The sequence below is a fragment of the Streptomyces panacea genome (assembly GCF_040560175.1).
Lineage (GTDB): Bacteria > Actinomycetota > Actinomycetes > Streptomycetales > Streptomycetaceae > Streptomyces > Streptomyces panacea.
In genome coordinates, this window is the sequence record NZ_JARJHW010000048.1 from 15,037 (window position 1) to 37,658 (window position 22,622).

A 22,622-nucleotide genomic window follows, 5' to 3' on the forward strand; every position below is an offset into this window, starting at 1 on the left:
GGACTCGTGCGAGCGGCTCGGCTTCTCGCGCTCCTCGCCGCCGGGGTGCCGCCTGGCGCCCCGCGGCGCCCCGTCAGAGGCCCGGGTGTTCGCTGGTCGGCTAGGAGTGTGAAGGTTCCAGGTCGTTGAAGAGGTGCAGGCGGTGCGTCATCGCCGCCGCCTCCGTACGGCCCGAGACGCCGAGCTTGGCCAGGATGTTGGAGACGTGCACGCTCGCCGTCTTGGGCGAGATGTACAGCTCCTCGGCGATCTGGCGGTTGCTGCGGCCCTCGGCGACCCGGCGCAGGACGTCCTGTTCGCGGGGCGTGAGGCCCAGTGAACCGAGGGCGTCGGCCTCGGAGGCGGGCGCCGGGGCGAGCCGCGGGGTCGTGGCGAGGCTGATCCGCGCCCGGCCGGCGAGGAGTTCGGTCTGCTCCACCAGAAGCCGTGCGCCGAGCCTCTTCGCCGTGGTGTGGGCCTGGAGCAGGAGCGCCGCGGCCTGTTCCCGGTCGGCGGAGGCCGCGAGGAGGTCCGCCGCCCAGCGGTGGCGTGTGTCGGCGAGTTCGTACGGCCGCCCCAACGCCTCGAAGGCCGACACGGCGCGGGCCCACAGCTTCGGGGCGACGATCCCGTCGGCGCGGGCGAGTTCAGCTTCGAGCAGCAGGTCGTACGCCTGCCAGATCGGGACGATCGCGGGCAGTCGCTTCGCGTGGTCGCGGACGGTCGCCAGGATCTCCTCCCGGCCCGCGTCGGCCTCCGGCAGTCCGCGCGCGTCCGCCTCCATCCCGGCGGCCGAACAGAGCAGCGGCAGCGCGTACCGCTGCATGCCCGGCGGGAAGCCCTGCGCGGTGACCTGTTCGAACTCGGCGCGGGCCTCGGCGAGTCGCCCCTGCCGCGCGGCGCTGACCATCGCCAGCCTGGCCGGCGCGATGACGTGCTGCGGCTGCGGGTCGTGCGGGCCGAAGACCGCGCGGGCCAGCGTCACCTGGCTCTCGGCCTCCGCGGCGTCCCCGCACGCGAGGGCGAGCGTCGCGCGCCGTACGGCCACCAGGGCGCGTGCCTTGGGGGCGTACGCGATCTGGGCGGCCTCGTCGATGGCCGACCGCGCCTCGGTCCAGCGGCCGAGCGAGAAGAGGGATTCGCTGAGGTTGACCCGGACCCAGGCCTCCTTGTCGGACATACCCCGCTGATGGCAGAGGGTGATGCCGAGTTCGGCGGCGGTCACCGCCTCCTCGGAGCGGCCCACGCTCTCCAGAGTGGACGGCAGGTTGATGCTGATACGGCCCAGCATGCCGAGCGTGCCGTCGCCGCCGAGTTCCAGGACCCGGTCCCGGACCGCGTACATCTCGGCGAGACCCTCCTCGATGGATCCCGACTCGGTGGTGAGCCAGCCGCGGGTGTGTCTGGCGTTCAGTTCGATGTTCTCCGCGCCGACGAGGCGCGCGTACTCCACGGCGCGGTCGGCGGCGGCGAGGCTGTTCGGCCCCGGCCGGTGCAGGGCGCCCCAGCTCGCGACGTCGGAGAGGACCGAGGCGTGCACGGCGGAGGGCGGCAGGCCGAGCACCAGGTCCTGCGCGGTGGCCAGTTCGTCCCAGCCGTCGCCGCGCGTGAGCTCCTGCACCAGCCGTGAGCGCTGGGTCCAGAACCAGGCGGCGCGCAGCGGGTCGTCCGCCTTCTCCAGCACCCGCATGGCCTTCTTGGACAGCGCCAGGGCCCGCTCGCGGTCGCCGCCGGAACGCGCCGCGACGGTCGCCTCTGCCAGCAGGTCGAGATAGCGCAGCGGGCCGCTCGCGCCTTCGGCGGTGAGGGGGTAGACCTCGGTGTCGTCCGGGGGCCTGAGGCAGGCCCGTACGTCCTCGGGCGCGGCGTCCCACAGCTCCATGGCGCGCTCCAGCAGCCGCAGCTGCTCGGCGTGGGCGTACCGCCGGCGGGCCTCGACGGAGGCGAGCAGGACGACGGGCAGGGCTTTCGCCGCGTCGTGCGCGTAGTACCAATAGCTGGCGAGACGGGTGGTGCGCTCGTCGCCCCGTACGAGAGAGGGGTCGGCCTCCAGGGCTTCGGCGAGGCGGCGGTTGAGCCGGGAGCGTTCGCCGGGGAGCAGGTCGTCGCTGATGGCCTCGCGGACGAGGGAGTGTCTGAAGCGGTAGCCGTCGCCGTCCGCCGTGGTGAGGAGGATGTTCGCGCCGACGGCGGCGCGCAGCGCCTCGATCAGGTCGTCCTCGGAGAGCTGCGCGACGGCCAGCAGCAGGGGGAACTCCACGGAGGCGCCGCCCTCGGCGACGATCCGGACCACCCGCTGGGCGTTCTCCGGCAGCGTCTCGACGCGGACGAGGAGCAGATCGCGCAGCGAGTCGGTGAGTCCCGAACGGCAGCCGGACTCGACGGCGACGGCCAGCTCCTCCACGAAGAACGCGTTGCCGTCGGAGCGCCCGAAGATCTCGTCGACGAGCTGCGGCGCCGGCTCGTCCCCGAAGATGCCGCGCAGTTGCCCCCGGACCTCGGCGCGGCTGAAACGGGAGAGCTCGACCCTGCTGACCGTACGCAGCCGGTCCAGCTCCGCCAGGAGCGGGCGCAGCGGGTGACGGCGGTGAATGTCGTCGGCGCGGTAGCTGGCGACGACGAGGAGCCGGCCGCGGCGCAGCGTACGGAACAGATAGGCGAGCAGGTGGCGGGTGGAGGCGTCCGCCCAGTGCAGGTCCTCCAGGATGAGCACGACCGTGCGGTCGGCGGCGACGCGCTCCAGCAGCCGGACGGTGAGCTCGAAGAGGCTGGCCGTGCCGTGCTCACCGAGGGCGCCGCTCGTCGAGGGGCCCAACTCGGGCAGGATCCTGGCCAGTTCGCCCTCCTGGCCCTCGGCGGCCGCGGCGATCTCCTCGGGCAGGAGCCGACGCAGGCCGCGCAGGGCCGCGGAGAAGGGAGCGAAGGGCAGTCCGTCGCCGCCGATCTCCACGCAGCCGCCGACCGCGACGACCGCGCTGTCGCGGCAGGCCACCGAGATCAGCTCCTCGATGAGCCGGGTCTTGCCGACCCCCGCCTCACCGCCGACGAGCAGCGCCTGTGGCTCGCCCGCGGCGGCGCGGGCGAGCGCGTCGGTCAGTACGGTCAGCTCGCCGTCGCGACCGACGAACACCGGACTGACTGACTTGGTCTCCACAACTCCGAGCATCGCACAGGGGTACGACAGTGCGGCACTCGTTGTCGCGGGCGCCGCACGCACCGATGGCACATGCGGCGACCGCGGATCCGACCTCTTCAGGAGGTCGGGGCGGGCGGCCATCTCTGTACGCCCGTCACGCCGCGCTCACGAACCGGCCGCGGAGCGATTTCACCCGCCCCTCGCGGGCGTTGCGGGCGGCCTCCTTGCGGGCCTTGCGGACCTCGCGGATCAGCCGCCGGTTGTCGGCCTCACGGATCAGCTCGGCCGCCCGCATCCGGTGCGTCTCGTACTCGAACATCTCGGTTCCCCTGTCACGAAGTGTGTCGGCGTCCTGCGATGCCTCGACATTCGTCGCCCAGGGGGTGCGCCCGCATCGGGCGAGTGCCGCATCTTCGCGGCGCGGGCGCCTTAGGCGGACGGACAGGGGCCGGGCAGGGGCCTAAGGCCCTGCCCGGCCCCCTGTCTTCAGGTGCCCAGGTCGTGCTCGGCCGGCCTCAGCCGACGGGCGGCGCCTGGGCCGGGGGCGGCTCCGGCAGGGACACGAAGACGTCGAAGTACATGCCGACGGAGATCAGCAGGCCGAGCCCGGCGAGCACGAGACCTGCCACGGCGAACGGACGCACCCAGCTCTTGCGCTGCGGCAGGCCGAACGCCACCAGGCCGGCGACGAGCGCCAGCACGGCGAAGACGCCGTTGGTCAGCGCGATGGCGTGCCAGGCGTCGCCGTAGATCTCGGAGATCTGCTGCTCCGCCGTGCCGGTCTGGCCGAGGTCGATCTGGCCCACGAGCGTCTCGCGCTCGGAGATCACCTTGCCGGACCAGGTGCCGATGAGCGCGACGAGCGAGAGCAGCACGGAGATGAGCGCCGCGGAGGCCGAGGCGAGTCCGCTGGAGGGCGGCGGGGTGTATCCGCCGTCCAGTTCGTCGTCCAGCAGGTCCCCGTCGTCCCCGTCGTCCGCGGCGGCGCCGTCACCGTCGGCGCGGTGGGCACCCTCGTCACCGGTCGTGCCGTCCTTGCTCACGCCCTCGGTGACGCCCGCCTCGGGGCTGTCCCCAGGCTCTTTGGCCAGGCTCGGGCCCGGCGCGTCGTTCTTCTCGGCAGCAGCCGGAACGGCGCGCTCCGCCTCGTTGTCGCCGCTGTCGTCAGCGGGCTGTTCTGGCTTGGTCGTGGGGTTCATGCGCCGCACGGTAGGCGGCCCGTATGAGAGATCCATGAGAGTTTTCTCAAACGGTGTCGCGTCGCTGGTCACGCCACTCGGGAGCGAGTACGGACCAGATCTCGTTGTCCTGCCGAAGCCCGTGGTGGAAGCCGGCTCCCCGCAGCACCCCGTCGCGCCGCAGACCGAGCCGTTCGGCGGTCCTGACGCTCGGGAGGTTGGCCGAGGACACCACCCACTCCACGCGGTGGATGCCGCGCCGGTCCACCGCCCAGTCGATGAGCACCCGTACCGCGCGGGTCACCAAGCCGCGCCCCGTCGCCGCCGGTTCGAGCCAGCAGCCGACCTCGCAGGTGCCCTCCGCCGCGTCGAAGAGCCGGAACATCACGCCGCCGACGAGGGTGCCGTCGAGCCAGATCCCGCAGATCCGTCCGGCGTCGGCGGCCTGCTTCTCGGCGTATCTGGAGAGGAACGTCCGCGCCGAGTCGAGGTCGGCCACGACCCGGGCGAGCCCGACGTGCTGGTCGACCAGTTCCCGCGCGCGGTCCATGTGGGCGAGGAACTCATCGGCCTGCCACGGCTCCAGCGGTCTCAGTTCCGCCCCGTCGTCACCCAGTGATATCGCGAACATCGCACTCCTTCGGTCCGGTCGGCTCAGGTACGGCCCACTCACCGCGGTACGCGCTCCACACGCCCCGCGTGCTCGTCGCGCCGCGCGGGGATCTTCCCAGACGTAGGACGGCGGTCGGCGGGCGCCTCGACGCTGATGCGGGGCAGCCAGCGGTCCAGCCCCTTCGGCAGCCACCAGTTGGCGCCGCCCAGCAGGTGCATCAGGGCGGGCACGAGGAGCGTACGGAGGACGAAGGCGTCCAGCGCGACCGCGGCGGCCAGCCCGATGCCGAACATCGCGATGACGCGGTCCCCGCTGAGGACGAAGGCGAGGAAGACCGAGATCATGATCACGGCGGCCGAGTTGATCACGCGGCCGGTCTCGGCGAGGCCGACCCGCACGGCCCGCTTGTTGTCGCCGGTCGCCAGCCACTCCTCGTACATCCGGCTGACCAGGAAGACCTGGTAGTCCATGGAGAGGCCGAAGAGGACCGAGACCATGATCACGGGCAGGAACGGCTCGATCGGGCCCGCACTGCCGAGGCCGAGGAGTTCGCTCCCCCATCCCCACTGGAAGATCGCGACGACGATCCCGAAGGACGAGGCGACGGCGGCGATGTTCATCACCGCGGCCTTCAGTGGGATGCCGACGGAGCGGAAGGCGAGCAGGAGCAGCAGACAGCCGAGGGCGACGACGACACCGACGAACAGCGGCAGTTTGCCGACGACGATCTCGGCGAAGTCGTCGTAGCCGGCGGTGATTCCGCCGACCGAGACCTCCAGGGAGGTGCCGTCCTGCGCGCGGGGCAGCACCTCGGTACGGAGGCGGTCCACGAGATCGCTGGTGTCCTTCGACTGGGGCTCCGACCTGGGGACCACGGTGAGCAGGGCCCGGTCGCCGCTGCCGCTGAAGACGATCGGCCCGACGGAGGCCACGCCCTGCGACTCGCGCAACATGTCCGGCAGTTGGTCCATCGCGAGCCGGTCGTCGGCGCCGTCCAACTCGGCGACGAGGGTCAGCGGGCCGTTGACGCCGGGGCCGAAGCCCTCGGCGAGCCGGTCGTACGCCTGCCGGGTGGTGCTGGACGCCGCGTTGTTGCCCTGGTCGGAGGTGCCCAGATGGAGCGAGAACGTGGGCAGGGCGAGCACCAGCATCACGACCACGGCCGCGGCGCCGAGCAGCCGGGGGTGGCGTTCCACGAAGGCGGACCAGCGGGCGGCGAAGCCGGTGGGCAGCTCGGGCCGCGGGCCGTGTTCGGCGAGCCTGGCGCGCTCGCGGCGGCTCAGCGCGCGCCCGCCGGTGTACGACAGCAGGGCCGGCAGCAGCGTCACGGACGCGGCGACCGTCAGCGCGACGGTGAGCGAGGCGGCGATCGCGACGCCGTTGAGGAAGCTCAGCCGCAGGACCAGCATGCCGAGCAGCGCGATGCAGACGGTGGCGCCGGCGAAGACGACGGCGCGCCCCGTGGTGGTGACGGCCTCGGTGGCGGCCTCGGTGACCGTCAGGCCCTGTTTGAGGCCCTTGCGGTGTCTGGTGACGATGAACAGCGCGTAGTCGATGCCGACGCCGAGCCCGACGAGCAGACCGAGCATGGGCGCGAAATCGGCCACGGTCATGACGTGGCCGAGGAGCGCGATGCCCGCGTACGCCGTCCCGACGGACACGAGCGCGGTGGCGATGGGCAGCAGGCTGGCCGCGAGCGAGCCGAAGGCGAGGAAGAGGACCACGGCGGCGATGGCGACGCCCACGATCTCCGCCGTGTGCGCCGTGGTGCCTTCGGTGAGGGCGACGGCGCTGCCGCCGAGCTCCACCTGGAGATCGCCGGTGGCCGCCTTCTTCGCCGTGTCGACGACGGCCTGGGCCTGGGCTGCGGGGATGTCGTCGACCTGCTGCTCGAAGGTCACGACGGCGAACGCGGTGCGGCCGTCCTCGCTGATCTGGCGGGCGCTCTCGCCGTCGTCGGGGCCGGACGGGTGGGGAGGCGCCTTCGCACCGTCGGTGATGACGTAGGGGCTCATCACGCCGGCCACTCCGGGCAGCTTGGCGATCTCACCGAGCGTGACGCCCATGCGCAGTTCGATGTCGTCCGCGCGGACGGAGCCGCGTTCGGTGTGCCAGACCACCGTGTCGCTGTCGCCGCCGCGTTCGGGGAAGCCGCTCCTCAGGAGGTCGACGGCGCGGCCGGACTCGGTGCCGGGAGCCTCGTAGTCGTTGGAGTACGACGTCCCGGCGACGACGGCGGCGGTGCCGGTGGAACCGAGGGCCAGCAGCCACAGGAGGACGACCAGGAGCCGGTGCCTGACGCACCACCGCGCGACTGCTGCCAACGGTCTGCTCCCCTGCGTGGTCCCGGAGAGCCAACTCTGACATCGAATCGTGATCGTTTGCCCGTTTGGTGGGGTTCCTCACACAGTGTTGACCTGGCGTTCGATCCGATGGGAACGACGCGTTCCGGTTCAGCCGGAGACGCTCGGCTTGCCGTTCTCGATGTGGCCCATCAGCCGCCGCCGGAAGCCCCGGCCCGCCGTCACCTCGATGTCGTACCACCCGTGCGCGTCGGCGGCCGAGTGCACGACATGGCGGCTGCGCCCCGGCTTGACCGTGAACTCGCGCTTCCAGTCGCCGAGATCGGCCTCGTCGGCGTACCCGAGCGAGCGCACCGTGAAGGTGACGGGCAGATCACCCTCATTACGGAGGGTGAGATGCAGATCGCGGTCGTGGTGGTCGACGGACGAGGTGACCTCGGCGCCCCGGCCCGAGACGGGGCCGGCGAACTCGCGGCGGAAGCCGTTGGGTCCGGTGATCGTGAAGCGGTACGCGTCGCCGGTGAGCGGCACCGTCCATTGCGAGGTGCCTCTTACGTCCCGGTGCTGCGGGACGTCGAACTCACCGGCGTACGGATAGAGCGCGAAGTGGGCACTCGACCGCCCTGTGTTGCGCAGTTCGAGCCGGAGAGCGCGCGCCCCGGCGCGGCCGGCCACGAGGCGGCCGTAGGCGTCCGGCTGGTACGGCAGCGGGCGGGCGGGCCGCGCACCGGGTTCCTGCACCGGCATCCGCTGCACGGTCGGCGGTACCGGCCGCCAGCGCCCCGTGAACGACGGGACGGGCCCCGGCTGCTCGACGTCCGGGCTCGGCCGGCCCCGGCCGAAGTCGAAGGCGGACGTCAGATCGCCGCTGACGGCACGCCGCCACGGCGTGATGTTGGGCTCCTTCACGCCGGTCCACTTCTCCAGGAAGCGGACGACCGAGGTGTGGTCGAAGACCTGCGAGCAGACATAGCCACCGACGGTCCAGGGCGAGACGACGAGCAGCGGCACGCGGATGCCGAGCCCCGTGGGGCGGCCCTCCCAGCGCTCGTCGGGGTCGTCCACGGGCGGCACAGGGGGCGGGACGTGGTCGAAGAACCCGTCGTTCTCGTCGTAGTTGATCAGTACGACCGTGTGCCGCCAGACGTCCGGGTGCGCGCCCAGCGCGTCGAGCACCTGGTAGACGAGGCCGGCGCTGGCGACCGGCGAGGACGCGCCGGGGTGCTCGGAGTCGGCGGCGGACGGCACCAGGTACGACACCTCGGGCAGCGTGCCCGCCGCCACGTCGGCGCGGAACGACGCGGCGAGCGTGCCGGACTCGACGCGCCGCAGGCCGCGCTCGAAGAGCGACCTCTCGCGGGCGGTGAGGGTCGCGACGCCCTCCTCCAGCGCGGCGAGGAGCCGGTCCCGTACGGCGGTGTCGTCGGTCTCGCGCACCGCGGCGTAGAAGGCCTCCATGTACGTGAAGTCGCCGGCGCCTTCGAGTCCTCGCGCCGTAGCGAGCGCCTTGTGCGCGATCTTCTTGAAGGAGGTGAAGAACTCGATGTTGTTGTCGGTGAAGTTCTCCCACTCCGTGTACGTCTTCCAGCTCCGCCCGGCCTTCTCCAGCCGCTCGGCGTACGTCGGCCACGCGTAGCCGGGATGGGTGCCCTCGGCGTACGCGTCGTTCCCGACGGCGCGCCGCCCGTCCGCCTCGTAGCCGGTCCAGCCGCTCCACAGGTGGTTGCGGTTGGGGCTGGTCGAGGTGTGGATGGACGAGTGGTAGGCGTCGCAGACGGTGAAGGTGTCGGCCAGCTCGTAGTGCAGCGGGATGTCGGCGCGGTCGTAGTACGCCATGGTGGCGGCGGTCTTGGCGGAGACCCAGCCGTCCATCCAGCCGTTGTTCCACGCTTTGGCGCCGCCGCTCCAGGAGTGGTCGAGGTCGCCTATGTACTGAAGGTCCTTGTTCTGCGCCTCGGCGGCCTCGCGTACGGGGAACGGCAGGACGGTGCCGCCGCCGACGGGGCGCGGCTGTTCGAACACGGGGCGGCCGGTGGGCAGTTCGACCGCGTTGCGGTCCCCGAAGCCCCGTACGCCGCGCAGCGTGCCGAAGTAGTGGTCGAACGACCGGTTCTCCTGCATGAGCACCACGACATGCCTGACGGCGTCCAGTCCCCCGGCCGGCGCCTCGGCGGCGATGGCGGCCCGCAGGGACGGCGGCAGTACGGAGCCCGCCGCGGCGGCGCCCACGGCGCCACCGCCGAGCGCGAAGAGCCGTCGCCGTGAAATGTCGGTGGCCAAGAGATCCTCCCAAGTCAAGTGGTACGGCCCGGAAGTTAGTCACCGTAGGTGGCGGCGGGAAGACCCAGGGGCGGCCCGGCGATGAACGTCCGAGAGTCGCCCCTGTCCGGGCCGCCCACGCGCGCGTGCCGGACCCGCGAGTCCGGGCGGATCCGTGGCGGTCGGACGCCGCGTGGCGCAAGCTGGGCCCTGTCTGCCTCGCGGGCTCCGCGCGGGCGCCACCGATGGTGAGACCCGTGAGCCCGTGAACCTATGAACCCGTGAATACGACAGGGACAGCCTGCCCATGAATGTCACCGTGTTCGGCGCCACCGGGCGTACCGGACAAGCCTTCCTCGCCTCCGCCGCGCGCGCCGGGCACCGCACCACCGCACAGGTGCGGGAGCCGGCCCGGCTGGGCGACGCCCCCGTCGACCGGGTGGTGACCGGCAGCCCCTTCGACGAGAGCGCCGTGGCCGACGCCCTCACCGGCGCCGACGCGGCGGTGATCGCCTTCGGCCTCAAGGGCAACCGGACGACGCCTCTGTACTCACGCGGCACCGAACTCGTCGTGGACGCGATGCGGAAGCTGGCCGTACGGCGGCTGATCGTCGTCTCGGAGGCCGGATACGGCTCCCACGTACGCGGTCTCTCGGGCCGTACCGTCGCCGCCCTCTACCGCGCGACGGCCCGCCCCCTCCTGCGGGAGCGGGAGGCCCAGGACGCGGTCGTCCTCACCAGTGGCCTGGAGTGGACGGTCGTACGGTCCGGGGTCCTGCACCACGGGCCCGCACGCGGTAACCGTCCCCGCTCCTTCACGCCGCACCGGGGCCTCGCGCCCCGTACGACCTACGGGGACCTCGCCGACCTCGTCCTGGAGGCGCTGGACGACCCCGCGACGTACGGCCGGGACCTGTACCCGTAGCCGGGGCCCGATCCCCGCGCGTACATCGGCCGGACCTTGAGGTCGTCCGGCCGGTGGCCGAGCCCCAGCAGTTCCTCGCGGACGGTCTCCGACGGGATGTCCCCGGCACGCCGCGGGCGCTCCAGGTCGGGCGTCGTCCGTACGGAGGCGGTGTGCGAAGGGGCGAAGGGGGCGACGGCAGTGGAGCCGGAGGCGCCGCGCCGCCCGGGTCGGGGGCGCCCCGCAGCGGTGCGCACTCAGGGCCGCTGTCCCACGACCTCGCGCAGGTCCTTGGCGTAGTGGCCGATCGCGCGCCGGTAGGACCGGACCCGCGGGTCCTCGCTGGTCGTGGCCAGCAGCTCCAGCAGGATCCGCATCGCGTCGTCGTGCTGCTCGGTGTTGAACAGCGCCATCGCGAGGAAGGTCCGCAGGGCGCCGTCGTCCGGAAACTCCACCAGCCCGCCCCGCAGCGTCTCGACGGCCTGCTCGTACCGGCCGAGGATCCGGAACGTACTGCCGAGACCGACCAGTGCGCCGAGCCGGTCCTCCGCCGAGAGGCCCGTTCCGGCCAACGCGCTTTCGTAGTAGGCGACGGCCTCCGCCTCCAGCCCGAGGGCGTCGTGGGTCCAGGCGGTCTGATAGGCGACCACGGCGTCTTCGGGGCAGCGGTCGGCGAGGGCCACCAGCCGTTCCCGGGCCTGTTCCGCTTCGCCGTGTGTGCGCAGTTCGACGGCTTCGGCCAGAAGCTCGTCCCTGCTCCCTGCGTTCATGCGGGGATTGTCGCACCGGCGCGCTCGGCGCCGCCGCTCGATTCCGCCGCTCAGCCCCGGTGCGGCCACACCAGCAGGACCGGGCACGGCGCGTGGTCGACCACGAAGCGGGACTCCGGGCCGAGGCTGTGCGGGCCCGGTCTGTCGGGGTCGCCGTCGCGCGCGCAGATCAGCAGGTCCACGTCGGCCGCCGCGCGGATGACCTCTTCCTGAGGACGGCCGTGCCGGTCGAGCAGTTCGCAGGGCCGGCCGAGCCGGTGTGCCGCCTTCTCCAGGAGGTCGGCGCCCGCCGCGCCGGACAGCGCCTCCAGCCTGCTGCCCGGGTCGCGTTCGGGTCCGTGGCCACGACCGAGGAGCCCCGCGTAGGCGCGGTGCGCCTCGGCGGCGATCCGGTCGTCGCCGACGTGCAGCAGGACGACATGGTCGTCGGGGGCCCTGTCACGCGCCGCGTCGACGCAGGCGGGCCAGGTTGACGGGCTGATCCACACGAGGGCGGTTGTCTTCACGTCACTCACAACTGGAGCGTGCCCCACAGGGCAACGGTCGAAGCGATCAGCGTCGCGGGCACGGTGAGCAGACCGAGCCGGGTGAACTGCCCGAGCGAAGGCGCGGAGTCGTGTTCGTGCAGGACACGGCGCCAGAGGAGGGTGGCGAGCGAACCGACGTAGGTGAGGTTGGGCCCCAGATTCACCCCGATGAGCGCGGCGAGTACGGGGCCCGGACCCGCCGGCGCGACGACGGGCAGCAGCGCGAGGATCGCGGGCAGGTTGTTGATCAGATTGGCCAGGAGTGCGGCGACGGCGGCGATCGCGAGCAGGGTGGTGAGGGATTCGCCGCCCGGCAGGATCCGGCTGATCCCGGTGTCGAGGCCGTTGTCGACGACGGCCTTGACGACGATGCCCAGCGCGAGCACGAAGAGGCAGAAGAGCGGGGACGCGGCGCGGAAGAGCGCGGGAAGCGTGGTGCGTCGCCGCCGCAGCGCGCGGGCGGCGAGGACGGCCGTACCGACGAAGGCCGCCCAGAGCGGTTCGACGCCGATCAGGGAGGTGGCGGCGAACCCGACGAGTGTCAGGCCGAGGACGACGAGCGTGAACGTCGGTACGGTGCGCGGCTCGGCCTCTTTGGGAGGGTGCGCCCCGACGGCCAGGTCGGCGGCGAAGAAGCGGCGCAGCACGACGTACTCGACGGCGATCGCGGCCAGCCACGGGAGCGCCATGAGCACCGCGAACCGGGTGAAGGACAGGCCACTCGCGGTGAACGCGAGGAGGTTGGTGAGGTTGGAGACGGGGAGCAGCAACGACGCCGAGTTCGCGAGGTGGGTGCAGGCGTAGACATGCGGGCGGGGGTGGGCTCCGACGCGGCTCGCGGTCACGAAGACGACGGGCGTCAGGAGGACGACGGTGGCGTCGAGGCTGAGTACGGCGGTGGTGACGGCCGCGACGCCGAACACGCCGCCGAGCAGGCGGCGCGGGTGCCCGCCGCAGAAACGGGCGACGAGGTCGCCGGCGGCGTCGAACAGGCCGTCGTCGTCGCAGAGTTGGGCGAGCACCAGGATCGCGGCGAGGAACCCGACGACGGGCAGGAGTGTGTGCGTCTGCTCCCACGCGTCGGCGGGCGACACCGCGCCGAGTACGACGACGAGCCCGGCGGCGGGAAGGGCGGCGACGGCTTCGGGCAGACCTCTCGGCCGCGCGACGGCGAAGGCGAGTACGCCGAGGAGCAACCCGACGGACACGATCTCGGCGACGAGGCTGTTCACGGGCGGCGCCTGAGTGCTGGTGGGCGGACGGGACATTCACACCTGTCGCGCACCGGGCGCGACGCCCGCCCAACCTACGGCCCGCGTGTGGCTCCGGCCCGCAACGCCCCCGCCGGGCCGGTCAGGGGCCCCGGCGCCGCGGGCGCGGCTCGTGGGCCGCGCCCGTCCCCTGTCGCCGGACGGGCCGCGGGTGCGGCCGTCCGGCGATCGAGGACACAGCCGGTGGGCACCGGCCACGGGATCGTGGCTCGGCCCCACCGGCCCCGTCTCAGCCCTCCGCGCCCAGGCGTTCCAGGATCAGTTCCCGTACGCGTGCCGCGTCCGCCTGCCCGCGGGTGGCCTTCATGACCGCTCCCACCAGCGCGCCCGCCGCCGCGACCTTGCCCGCGCGGATCTTGTCCGCGATCGCCGGGTTCGCGGCGATCGCCTCGTCCACCGCCGTACCCAGCGCGCCCTCGTCGGAGACGACCTTCAGGCCGCGCTTCTCGACGACGGTGTCCGGGTCGCCCTCGCCCGCGAGGACGCCCTCCAGGACCTGGCGGGCCAGCTTGTCGTTGAGCTCGCCGGCGGCGACCAGCTCGGCCACCCTGGCTACCTGCGCCGGGGTGATCGGGAGCGCCGCGAGGTCCGTGGACGTCTCGTTCGCGCTGCGCGCCAGCTCGCCCATCCACCACTTGCGTGCCTGGTCGGCGGGGGCGCCCGCGTCGATCGTGGCGGTGATCAGTTCGACCGCGCCCGCGTTGAGCATCGACTGCATGTCGTGCTCCGAGACGCCCCACTCCTCGCGCAGCCGCTTACGGCGCAGCCGGGGCAGCTCCGGCAGTCCGCCGCGCAGTTCCTCCACCCACGCGCGCGCGGGCGCGATCGGGACGAGGTCGGGCTCGGGGAAGTACCGGTAGTCCTCCGCCTCCTCCTTCACGCGGCCGGACGTCGTGGAACCGTCCTCCTCGTGGAAGTGGCGGGTCTCCTGGATGATCGTGCCGCCGCCGTTGAGGACAGCGGCGTGCCGCTGGATCTCGTAGCGTGCCGCCCGCTCCACGCTGCGCAGGGAGTTGACGTTCTTCGTCTCCGAGCGGGTGCCGAACTTGCTCCGGCCGTGCGGGCGCAGCGACAGGTTGACGTCGCAGCGCAGCTGACCCTGCTCCATGCGGGCCTCGGAGACGTCCAGCGCCTTGATCAGCTCGCGCAGCTCCGCGACGTACGCCTTCGCGACCTCCGGCGCACGCGCCCCGGCGCCCTCGATCGGCTTGGTGACGATCTCGATGAGCGGGATGCCGGCACGGTTGTAGTCCAGCAGGGAGTGGGACGCGCCGTGGATACGGCCGGTGGCGCCGCCGACGTGCAGCGACTTGCCGGTGTCCTCCTCCATGTGGGCGCGCTCGATCTCCACCCGGAAGATCTCGCCGTCCTCCAGCTGGACGTCCAGATAGCCGTTGAAGGCGATCGGCTCGTCGTACTGGGAGGTCTGGAAGTTCTTCGGCATGTCCGGGTAGAAGTAGTTCTTCCGGGCGAACCGGCACCACTGCGCGATCTCGCAGTTCAGCGCGAGACCGATCTTGACGGCGGACTCGACGCCGATCGCGTTGACGACCGGAAGCGCCCCCGGCATGCCGAGACAGGTGGGACAGGTCTGCGAGTTGGGGTCGGCGCCCAGCTCGGTGGAGCAGCCGCAGAACATCTTCGTTCTGGTGCCGAGTTCGACATGGACCTCCAGGCCCATGACGGGGTCGTACGTCGCGAGTGCGTCCTCGTACGGGACGAGCGACACGTGTTCAGTGACGGTCACGGTGAAACTTTCCCTCTCTGCGGGCTCAGCCCAGCAGGACGTCGTCGTCGCCCAGCCGCCTCAGCTCGCGGTAGAGCAGGGCGATGCCGGTGACGATGGCGGCGGCGGAGACGGCGGCGTCGATCAGCCGCAGCGTGTCGTTGTCCTCGCGGGCCATCCTGGCCTGCTTGATGACGCTGACCGCTCCGAAAGCGGTCGTGCCGATCGACAGGTACATGCCGGACTTCGACTTCTTGAAGCCCTTGGCCTTCTTGGTCATTGCGCTCATAGCGACGGTGCCTCCTCCAACAGCGGGTGACCCCAGCGTTCCACGAAGGCCGCCTCGACCGCTGCGCCTACCCGGTAGAGACGGTCGTCCTTCATCGCGGGGGCGATGATCTGCAGTCCGACCGGCAGACCGTCCTCCGGCGCCAGGCCGCAGGGCAGCGACATGGCGGCGTTTCCGGCCAGGTTGGTCGGGATGGTGCACAGATCGGAAAGGTACATCGCCATCGGGTCGTCGGCGCGTTCACCGATCGGGAAGGCGGTGGTGGGCGTGGTGGGCGAGACGATCACGTCCACCTGCTCGAAGGCCTTCTCGAAGTCCCGCACGATGAGCGTGCGGACCTTCTGCGCGGAGCCGTAGTACGCGTCGTAGTAGCCGGAGCTGAGCGCGTACGTACCGAGCATGATGCGCCGCTTGACCTCGTCGCCGAAGCCCGCCTCACGGGTGAGGGCGGTGACGTCCTCGGCCGAACGGGTGCCGTCGTCGCCCACCCGCATGCCGTAGCGCATGGCGTCGAAGCGCGCGAGGTTGGAGGAGCACTCGGAGGGGGCAATCAGGTAGTACGCCGAGAGGCCGAGGTCGAAGGACGGGCAGTCCAGCTCGACCACTTCCGCGCCGAGCTCCTTGAGGAGGTCGACGGATTCGGCGAACCGCTGCATGACGCCGGCCTGGTAGTGCTCGCCGGAGAACTGCCGGACGACGCCGACGCGCATACCGGCGACGGTGCCGTTGCGCGCGGCCTCGACCACCGGCGGGACGGGGGCGTCGATGGAGGTCGAGTCGAGCGGGTCGTGCCCGCCGATGACCTCGTGGAGGAGGGCCGCGTCCAGGACCGTACGGGCGCACGGGCCGCCCTGGTCGAGCGAGGACGAGAAGGCGACCATGCCGTAGCGGGAGACGCCGCCGTAGGTGGGCTTGACGCCGACCGTGCCGGTGACGGACGCGGGCTGGCGGATGGAACCGCCGGTGTCCGTACCGATGGCGAGCGGCGCCTCGTACGCCGCGAGGGAGGCCGACGAGCCGCCGCCGGAGCCGCCGGGGATGCGGGTGAGGTCCCAGGGGTTGCCCGTGGGGCCGTACGCGCTGTTCTCCGTCGACGACCCCATGGCGAACTCGTCCATGTTGGTCTTGCCGAGGATGATCACGCCGGCCGCCTTGAGGCGCCGGGTGACCGTCGCGTCGTACGGCGGGATCCAGCCTTCGAGGATCTTGGAGCCGACGGTGGTGGGGATGCCCTCGGTGGTGAAGATGTCCTTCAGCGCGAGGGGGACGCCGGCGAGCGGGCCGAGCTTCTCGCCCCGGGCCTTCTGCTCGTCGACGGCGCGGGCCTGCGCGAGGGCGCCCTCACGGTCGACGTGCAGGAAGGCGTGGACCTTCTCGTCGACGGCCTCGATACGGGCGAGGTGGGCCTCGGTGACCTCGACGGCCGTCAGCTCGCCGGAGGCGATCTTCTCGGCGATCTCGGCGGCGGTGAGCCGGATGATGTCGGTCTTGATGTCCGTCATGGCTGTTAGTCCTCCCCCAGGATCTGCGGCACCTTGAAACGCTGCTGCTCCTGGGCCGGGGCGCCGGAGAGCGCCTGCTCGGGGGTGAGCGACGGGCGTACCTCGTCCGCGCGCATGACGTTGGTCAGCGGCAGCGGGTGGGAGGTCGGCGGAACGTCTTGGTCGGCGACCTCGGATACGCGGGCGACCGCGCCGATGATGTCGTCGAGCTGACCGGCGAAGTGATCGAGCTCTTCGCCCTTCAGCTCCAGACGCGCCAGCCGTGCGAGGTGGGCGACCTCCTCGCGCGTGATGCCAGGCATGCAGCGATCCTCTGGGTGGGTGTCGGGATTTTGACCCAATCCTATGGGGCGCGGCACCGTGCCAACGAAACGGTTTCCCGCGTCCATGATCCGGCCCCGGCCCGGGTCCCGATCCCGGCCCCGGCAGGGGTGCCGGCGCCGGCTACTGGACCACGCGGCTGGGTGGGCCCGACGCGTCGGTGCGCGGCGGCTCCAGGGCCGGTGTGCGCGGCGGGCGGTGCCAGCCCGTCTTGCCGCGGGCGAGCAGCCAGGACGTCGCCTCGTGCGGGGGCATCGCGGCGGCGACGAGCCAGCCCTGGACGGCGTCGCAGCCCAGGTCGCGCAGGCGCTCCCACGTCTCGTCGTCCTCGACGCCCTCGGCGACGACCACCAGCCCCAGCGAGTGCGCCAGGTCGATCGTGCAGCGGACGATCTCCGCGTCCTCGTTGTCGATGGCGAGGCGGGCCACGAACGAACGGTCGATCTTCAGTTCACTCACCGGCAGGCGGCGCAGATGGACCAGCGACGAGTAGCCCGTGCCGAAGTCGTCGAGGGACATTTTCACGCCGTGTCCCGTCAGACCGGCCAGGGTGTCGGCGGCGCGCTGCGGGTCCTCCAGCAGGACGTGCTCGGTTATCTCCAGTTGGAGCGCGCCGGCCGGGACACCGTGCCGGGCGAGCCGCGCGGCGACCGCGCCGGCGAACCCGGGGGTGTGGACGTCACGCGGCGAGACATTGACGGCGACCGGCACGAACAGGCCCTGGGCCCGCCAGCGGGCGACCTGGCCGAGCGCCGATTCCAGTACGTACTCGGTGAGATGCGGCATCAGGCCCGAGGACTCGGCGATCGCGATGAACTCGTCCGGGGGCACTCTTCCCCGGTCCGGATGCACCCACCGTACGAGCGCCTCCAGGCCGACGACCTGGCCGTCGAAGCGGACCTTGGGCTGGTAGTGCAGCTCCACGTCGCCCGCGTCGAGCGCGCGCCGCAGATCGCCCAACAGACCGAGCCGGTCGGGGGTGTTGGAGTCCCGCTTGGACTCGTACACCTCCACGCCCGTACGGTCCCGCTTGGCCTGGTACATCGCGACGTCGGCACGCTGGAGCAGCCCTTCCGCGTCCACCGCGTGCTCGGGATGGACCGCCACACCGGCGCTCGCCTCCAGGACGAGCGTCAGGCCGTCCAGATCGAGCGGCGAGGACAGCTCGGCCGCGAGATGGCGGGCCACGCGCTGCGCGCTGGTGATGGAGTCGACGAGCGGCAGCAGTACGGCGAACTCGTCGCCACCGAGCCGCGCGGCCTCCGCCCCGCGCGGCAGGGCCAGCTTGAGCCGCTCCGCGATCTGCAACAGCAGTCTGTCGCCCGCGAGATGGCCGAGTGTGTCGTTGACGGAGCGGAACCGGTCGAGGTCGATCAGGACCAGGGCGGAGCGCGCGCCGAGGGTCTTGGCCTCCTCCAGCGCCGTCCACGTCCGCTCAAGGAGCCACTGCCGGTTGGGCAGCCCCGTCAGGGGGTCGCGCAGCTGCTCCTCGGCCCGTGCCCTGGCGATCCAGAGTGTGGAGTCGAGGGCGATCAGCGGGACGGCGAACAGGGGCAGCACCACCGGCCGGGACACGGCGACGACGCAGATCAGGGGGGTGATACCGAGCAGTGCGACGGCCAGCAGGCACTGCCGCAGCAGCGCCGTGCGGGCGACGGTCGGCAGACCGCCGCCCTGTGCGGCCTGTGAATACCACAGGAGCAGCCGGGTCACCAACAGATACGCCCCGGCGGCCAGCACGATCTCGGGGACGGTGCCGATCCCCCAGTGGAGGGCCTGTGAGGGCTTGGCGACCGTCGGTACGTCGCCGAAGGCGAGCAGGACCAGCGCCGCCGCCCCGATGCCGAGGATGTCCACGGCGCCGTGCAGCGCGCCCTGGCGCCAGCGGTGTCTGCGGGCGATGCCGACGAGCACCACGACGGCGAGGCTGACCAGTCCGGCGGCGACCCAGCCGTACAGGAGCAGCACCGCGAGGGTGAGGGCGGCGCCGGAGCCCGTGCCGCCCCACCAGCGGTCGCGGCCGAGCGCGACGAGATGGCCCACGACGATGCCGGTGAGCACGGCGAGCGACCAGCCCGTGGTGCCGTCCGGGAAGAGCGCCCGGGCGCCCCGCACTTCCTGGAAGATGCCCAGTGCCAGCACGACGGCGGCGACGCCCACCACGACGAGGGGCACTTGGGCCGACATGCCTCCAAGTCCCGCGAATCCGCGCGGGCGTGAGACCGGGGCGGCGCTCTCGGTCGGTTTCATTCCCGTCCCTCTCACAGCCGGCAGTGCCGTTATCACGCGATGGCACGTTGTCATGCCACCACGACTGATTTCCCACACGCAGCCGTGCACGACAGGCGTACCCCTCAACAGTAGGCCGCGAACGGCGTCGGCGGGCAGCGCTCTACCGCTGTTGCCCGAATGCAACCCGCCCTTCCTTATCCATCTGGTATGCGCCGAACGGGTGACCTATGAGGGCTCGTTGTGCCCGTTCGGTCACTCCGTCGCGCTCTCTCCAGACGCTCCGTCAGCCATTTTCGGGACGTCCTTGGCCGGTTCCCCCGCCTCCTCCTCAGCCGCCTCCGGCGCCTGTACAGCGGCCTCTCGCGCCGCTTCGGGACCCTCCGCGAGCAGCACGGCGAACCCGGCCTCGTCGAGCACCGGCACCTTCAGCTGCATCGCCTTGTCGAACTTGGAGCCCGGGTTGTCACCGACCACCACGAAGGCGGTCTTCTTCGACACCGCGCCGGTCACCTTCGCTCCGAGCGTCTGGAGCGCCTCTTTCGCGCCATCCCTGGTGTGATTCTCAAGAGTGCCCGTTACGACCACGGTGAGGCCCGCCAGCGGGCGCGGTCCCTGGTCCTCGTCCGCGCCCTCGTCCTCCATCCGGACCCCGGCCTCCCGCCACTTACGCAGGATCTCGCGGTGCCAGTCCACCTCGAACCACTGCTTGAGCGAGGCGGCGATGGTCGGACCGACGCCCTCGACGGCCGCCAGCTCCTCCTCGGTGGCCTGCTCGATCCGGTCGATGGACCGGAACTCCCTGGCCAGCGCGACCGAGGCGACCGGCCCCACGTGCCGGATGGAGAGCGCCGCGATGAAGCGGGCGAGGGGGCGCTGCTTGGCCGCCGCGATGTGCTCCAGCATCGCCAGCGCGTTCTTCCTCGGCTGGCCCTCCTGGTTGGCGAAGACGGTGGCGATCTTCTCCTCGCCGGTCTCCGGGTCGCGCTTGGGCAGGCCGGTGTCCGAGTCGAGCACATACGCCTTGATGGGCAGCAGTTGATCGATGGTGAGGCTGAAGAGGTCGCCCTCGTTGAGCAGCGGGGGTGTCGGTGGCTCCAGCGGGTTGGTGAGCGCGGCGGCGGCCACATATCCGAAGTTCTCGATGTCGAGGCACTTGCGGCCGCCGAGATAGAACAGCCGCTCGCGCAACTGGGCCGGGCAGGAGCGGGCGTTGGGGCAGCGGAGGTCGATGTCGCCCTCCTTCATGGCCTGGAGTTCGGTGCCGCAGTCGGGGCAGACGGCCGGCATCTCGAACTCGCGCTCACTGCCGTCCCGCAGGTCGGCGACCGGGCCGAGGATCTCCGGGATGACGTCGCCCGCCTTGCGCAGCACGACCGTGTCACCGATGAGGACACCCTTGGCCTTCACCACGTCCTGGTTGTGGAGGGTGGCGAACTCGACCTCGGAGCCGGCGACCCGGACCGGGTCGACCACCGCGTACGGAGTGACCCGGCCGGTGCGTCCGACACCGACCCGGATGTCGATCAGCTTGGTGTTGACCTCCTCCGGCGCGTACTTCCAGGCGATCGCCCAGCGCGGGGCGCGGGAGGTCGAGCCGAGTCTCCCCTGGAGGGCGATCTCGTCCAGCTTCACCACGACGCCGTCGATCTCGTGCCGCACCGAGTGGCGGTTCTCGCCGAAGTAGGTGATGAACTCCCGTACGCCGGCGAGGTCTTCGACCACCTTGTTGTGCTGGGCCGTCGGCAGGCCCCACTCCTCCAGCAGCTCGTAGGCGTGCGAGAGGCGGTCGATGTCGAAGCCCGCTCGCGCGCCGATGCCGTGCACCACCATGTGCAGCGGGCGCGATGCCGTGATCTTGGGGTCCTTCTGGCGCAGCGAACCCGCCGCCGCGTTGCGCGGATTGGCGAACGGTTTGTCACCGGCCTCGACCAGCCGGGCGTTGAGCTCCTGGAAGCCCTCCATGGGGAAGAAGACCTCGCCGCGGATCTCGACCAGCTCCGGAACGCGGTCGCCCTTCAGCCGGTGCGGGATCTCCGCGATCGTACGGACGTTGGGCGTGATGTCCTCGCCCGTATGACCGTCCCCACGGGTCGCGGCGCACGTCAGCCTGCCCTGCTCGTAGGTGAGATTGACGGCGAGCCCGTCCACCTTCAGCTCGCACAGGAAGTGGAAACCCGGGGCGCCCACATCCCTGGCGACCCGCTCCGACCAGGCGGCCAGCTCCTCGTCGTCGAACGCGTTGTCCAGGGAGAGCATGCGCTCGCGGTGCTCGACCGCGGTGAACTCCGTCTCGTACGCCCCCGCGACCTTCTGGGTCGGCGAGTCGGGCGTGCGCAGCTCCGAATACCGCTCCTCCAGCGCCTCCAGGGCACGCAGCAGCTTGTCGAACTCGCCGTCGCTGACGACCGGCTGGTCCTTCACGTAATAGCGGAACCGGTGCTCCTCGACCTGCTCGGCGAGGTGCGCGTGCCGCTCCCGCGCTTCCGCGGGCACTGCCGTCTGCTGTTCGCCAGCCACCGTTTCGTCCTCCCGTTTCACCGCGTCACCGCGAGCACCGCGATCCGCGCGACCCATATCTCTCGATGTCACTCAGGGTTGTCCGCGAGGGATCGCGCCGCCCTGACACAGTGCGCCATCGCGGCACGGGCATACGCGGGCGAAGCACCCGCGAGCCCGCAGGCCGGAGTGATCACCACGGACTCCGCCAGAATCCCCGGATCCAGCCCCAGCCTGCGCCACAGCGTTCTGATACCCATGACGCTACCTCCCGGGTCCGACAACGGGGTGTCCGTGCCCGGCACGACCCCGGCGAAGAGTTTCACGCCGCCCTCCACCGCCTCGCCGATCGTGTCCTCGTCACGCTCGGTGAGCAGCGAGAAGTCGAACGACACGGCCGCCGCCTCCGCACGGCGCAGTAGCGCGAACGGCACGTCCGGGGCGCAGGAGTGGACCACCGCGGGTCCGTCGTTCGCCCGCATCACCTGGCGCAGCGCGTCCTCGACGACCTGCCGGTCCACCGCCCGGTGGGTGCGGTATCCGCTGGCCGTCCTGATCTGCCCGCGCAGTACGGCGGTGAGGGACGGTTCGTCGAGCTGGAGCACCGGCGTGGCGCCGGGCACCCTGCGCCGTACGTCCGCGAGGTGCGCCGTCACTCCCTCCACCAGGGATCCGGTCAGGTCGCGGCAGGCTCCGGGGTCGCTGAGCGCCGACTCGCCGTTGCGCAGCTCCAGCGCGGCTGCGAGCGTCCACGGGCCGGTCACCTGGATCTTGAGCGGGCCCTCGTACCCCTGGGTGAACTCTTCGAGGGCGTCCAGGTCCTCGCCCAGCCAGGACCAGGACCGCCGGGTGTCGCGGCCGGGGCGGTCGCCGATCCGCCAGCCGCTGGGCTCCACGCGGGCGAAGACCTCGACGAGCATCCCGGCGGTCCGCCCGATCATGTCGGCGCCGGGGCCGCGCGCGGGCAGTTCGGGGAGGTGCGGAAAGTCCTCGAAGGTGCCGGCGACGCCCTTGGCCGTCTCGCGCGCGTCATCGCCCGGCATCGACCCGACGCCGGTGGCGGCGCCCCACAGGGGCTTCGCCGGGGTGCCGGTCCCGCTGTCACTCATGGTCCCG

The 22,622-nt window shown here is 71.8% G+C and carries 17 protein-coding genes; 1 reads left to right on the plus strand and 16 read right to left on the minus strand.

Features of this window, described 5'->3' with window-relative positions; genetic code table 11:
* Positions 1 to 100: 100 nt before the first annotated feature.
* From P3L51_RS14395 to P3L51_RS14420, 6 genes are all read right to left on the minus strand, one after another.
* Positions 101 to 3,145, minus strand: coding sequence for a helix-turn-helix transcriptional regulator (locus P3L51_RS14395; RefSeq protein WP_354605583.1), 3,045 nt, complete (start codon positions 3,143 to 3,145; stop codon positions 101 to 103).
* Between the two features lie 124 nt (positions 3,146 to 3,269).
* Positions 3,270 to 3,434, minus strand: coding sequence for a hypothetical protein (locus tag P3L51_RS14400; RefSeq protein ID WP_354605584.1), 165 nt, complete (start codon positions 3,432 to 3,434; stop codon positions 3,270 to 3,272).
* Between the two features lie 196 nt (positions 3,435 to 3,630).
* Positions 3,631 to 4,314 carry a hypothetical protein gene (locus P3L51_RS14405; protein WP_354605585.1) on the minus strand — a complete coding sequence of 228 codons (684 nt, stop codon included), beginning with the start codon at positions 4,312 to 4,314 and terminating at the stop codon, positions 3,631 to 3,633.
* 46 nt (positions 4,315 to 4,360) lie between these two features.
* Positions 4,361 to 4,924, minus strand: coding sequence for a GNAT family N-acetyltransferase (locus P3L51_RS14410; RefSeq protein WP_354605586.1), 564 nt, complete (start codon positions 4,922 to 4,924; stop codon positions 4,361 to 4,363).
* A gap of 38 nt (positions 4,925 to 4,962) precedes the next feature.
* Positions 4,963 to 7,230: an MMPL family transporter gene (locus tag P3L51_RS14415; protein ID WP_354605587.1), complete on the minus strand. Its 2,268-nt coding sequence runs from the start codon at positions 7,228 to 7,230 to the stop codon at positions 4,963 to 4,965.
* A gap of 129 nt (positions 7,231 to 7,359) precedes the next feature.
* Positions 7,360 to 9,489 (minus strand): phosphocholine-specific phospholipase C, encoded by a 2,130-nt coding sequence (locus tag P3L51_RS14420; RefSeq protein ID WP_354605588.1) that lies wholly within the window; start codon positions 9,487 to 9,489, stop codon positions 7,360 to 7,362.
* A gap of 286 nt (positions 9,490 to 9,775) precedes the next feature.
* On the opposite strand from P3L51_RS14420, the gene P3L51_RS14425 reads away from it, so the two are divergent.
* A complete protein-coding gene (locus P3L51_RS14425; protein ID WP_354605589.1) occupies positions 9,776 to 10,393 on the plus strand; it encodes an NAD(P)-dependent oxidoreductase in 618 nt (205 codons plus the stop codon).
* A 236-nt stretch (positions 10,394 to 10,629) separates the two neighbouring features.
* Here P3L51_RS14425 and P3L51_RS14430 read toward each other — a convergent pair whose 3' ends face one another.
* The 10 genes from P3L51_RS14430 to P3L51_RS14475 form a co-directional block, all read right to left on the minus strand.
* Positions 10,630 to 11,142, minus strand: a complete 513-nt coding sequence (locus tag P3L51_RS14430) for a tetratricopeptide repeat protein (RefSeq protein ID WP_354605590.1) — start codon at positions 11,140 to 11,142, stop codon at positions 10,630 to 10,632.
* Between the two features lie 50 nt (positions 11,143 to 11,192).
* A complete protein-coding gene (locus P3L51_RS14435; protein ID WP_354605591.1) occupies positions 11,193 to 11,657 on the minus strand; it encodes a universal stress protein in 465 nt (154 codons plus the stop codon).
* Complete coding sequence (locus P3L51_RS14440; protein ID WP_354605592.1) at positions 11,654 to 12,937, minus strand: arsenic transporter; 1,284 nt, start codon at positions 12,935 to 12,937, stop codon at positions 11,654 to 11,656. The genes P3L51_RS14435 and P3L51_RS14440 overlap by 4 nt, the downstream gene beginning before the upstream one ends.
* Before the next feature lie 232 nt (positions 12,938 to 13,169).
* Positions 13,170 to 14,687, minus strand: coding sequence for an Asp-tRNA(Asn)/Glu-tRNA(Gln) amidotransferase subunit GatB (gene gatB, locus P3L51_RS14445; protein WP_354605593.1), 1,518 nt, complete (start codon positions 14,685 to 14,687; stop codon positions 13,170 to 13,172).
* 25 nt (positions 14,688 to 14,712) lie between these two features.
* The gene (locus tag P3L51_RS14450) at positions 14,713 to 14,955 is read right to left on the minus strand and encodes a hypothetical protein (protein WP_354605594.1); all 243 of its coding nucleotides are present in this window, start codon (positions 14,953 to 14,955) and stop codon (positions 14,713 to 14,715) included.
* The gene (gatA, locus tag P3L51_RS14455) at positions 14,952 to 16,457 is read right to left on the minus strand and encodes an Asp-tRNA(Asn)/Glu-tRNA(Gln) amidotransferase subunit GatA (protein WP_354605595.1); all 1,506 of its coding nucleotides are present in this window, start codon (positions 16,455 to 16,457) and stop codon (positions 14,952 to 14,954) included. Before gatA ends, P3L51_RS14450 begins: the two co-directional genes overlap by 4 nt.
* A gap of 5 nt (positions 16,458 to 16,462) precedes the next feature.
* Positions 16,463 to 16,759, minus strand: coding sequence for an Asp-tRNA(Asn)/Glu-tRNA(Gln) amidotransferase subunit GatC (gatC, locus tag P3L51_RS14460; RefSeq protein WP_015036350.1), 297 nt, complete (start codon positions 16,757 to 16,759; stop codon positions 16,463 to 16,465).
* 142 nt (positions 16,760 to 16,901) lie between these two features.
* Positions 16,902 to 19,028 carry a putative bifunctional diguanylate cyclase/phosphodiesterase gene (locus P3L51_RS14465; RefSeq protein WP_354605596.1) on the minus strand — a complete coding sequence of 709 codons (2,127 nt, stop codon included), beginning with the start codon at positions 19,026 to 19,028 and terminating at the stop codon, positions 16,902 to 16,904.
* A 234-nt stretch (positions 19,029 to 19,262) separates the two neighbouring features.
* Complete coding sequence (ligA, locus tag P3L51_RS14470; RefSeq protein WP_354605597.1) at positions 19,263 to 21,527, minus strand: NAD-dependent DNA ligase LigA; 2,265 nt, start codon at positions 21,525 to 21,527, stop codon at positions 19,263 to 19,265.
* A 68-nt stretch (positions 21,528 to 21,595) separates the two neighbouring features.
* The gene (locus P3L51_RS14475; protein ID WP_354605598.1) at positions 21,596 to 22,615 is read right to left on the minus strand and encodes a methionine synthase; all 1,020 of its coding nucleotides are present in this window, start codon (positions 22,613 to 22,615) and stop codon (positions 21,596 to 21,598) included.
* Between the last annotated feature and the right edge of the window lie 7 nt (positions 22,616 to 22,622).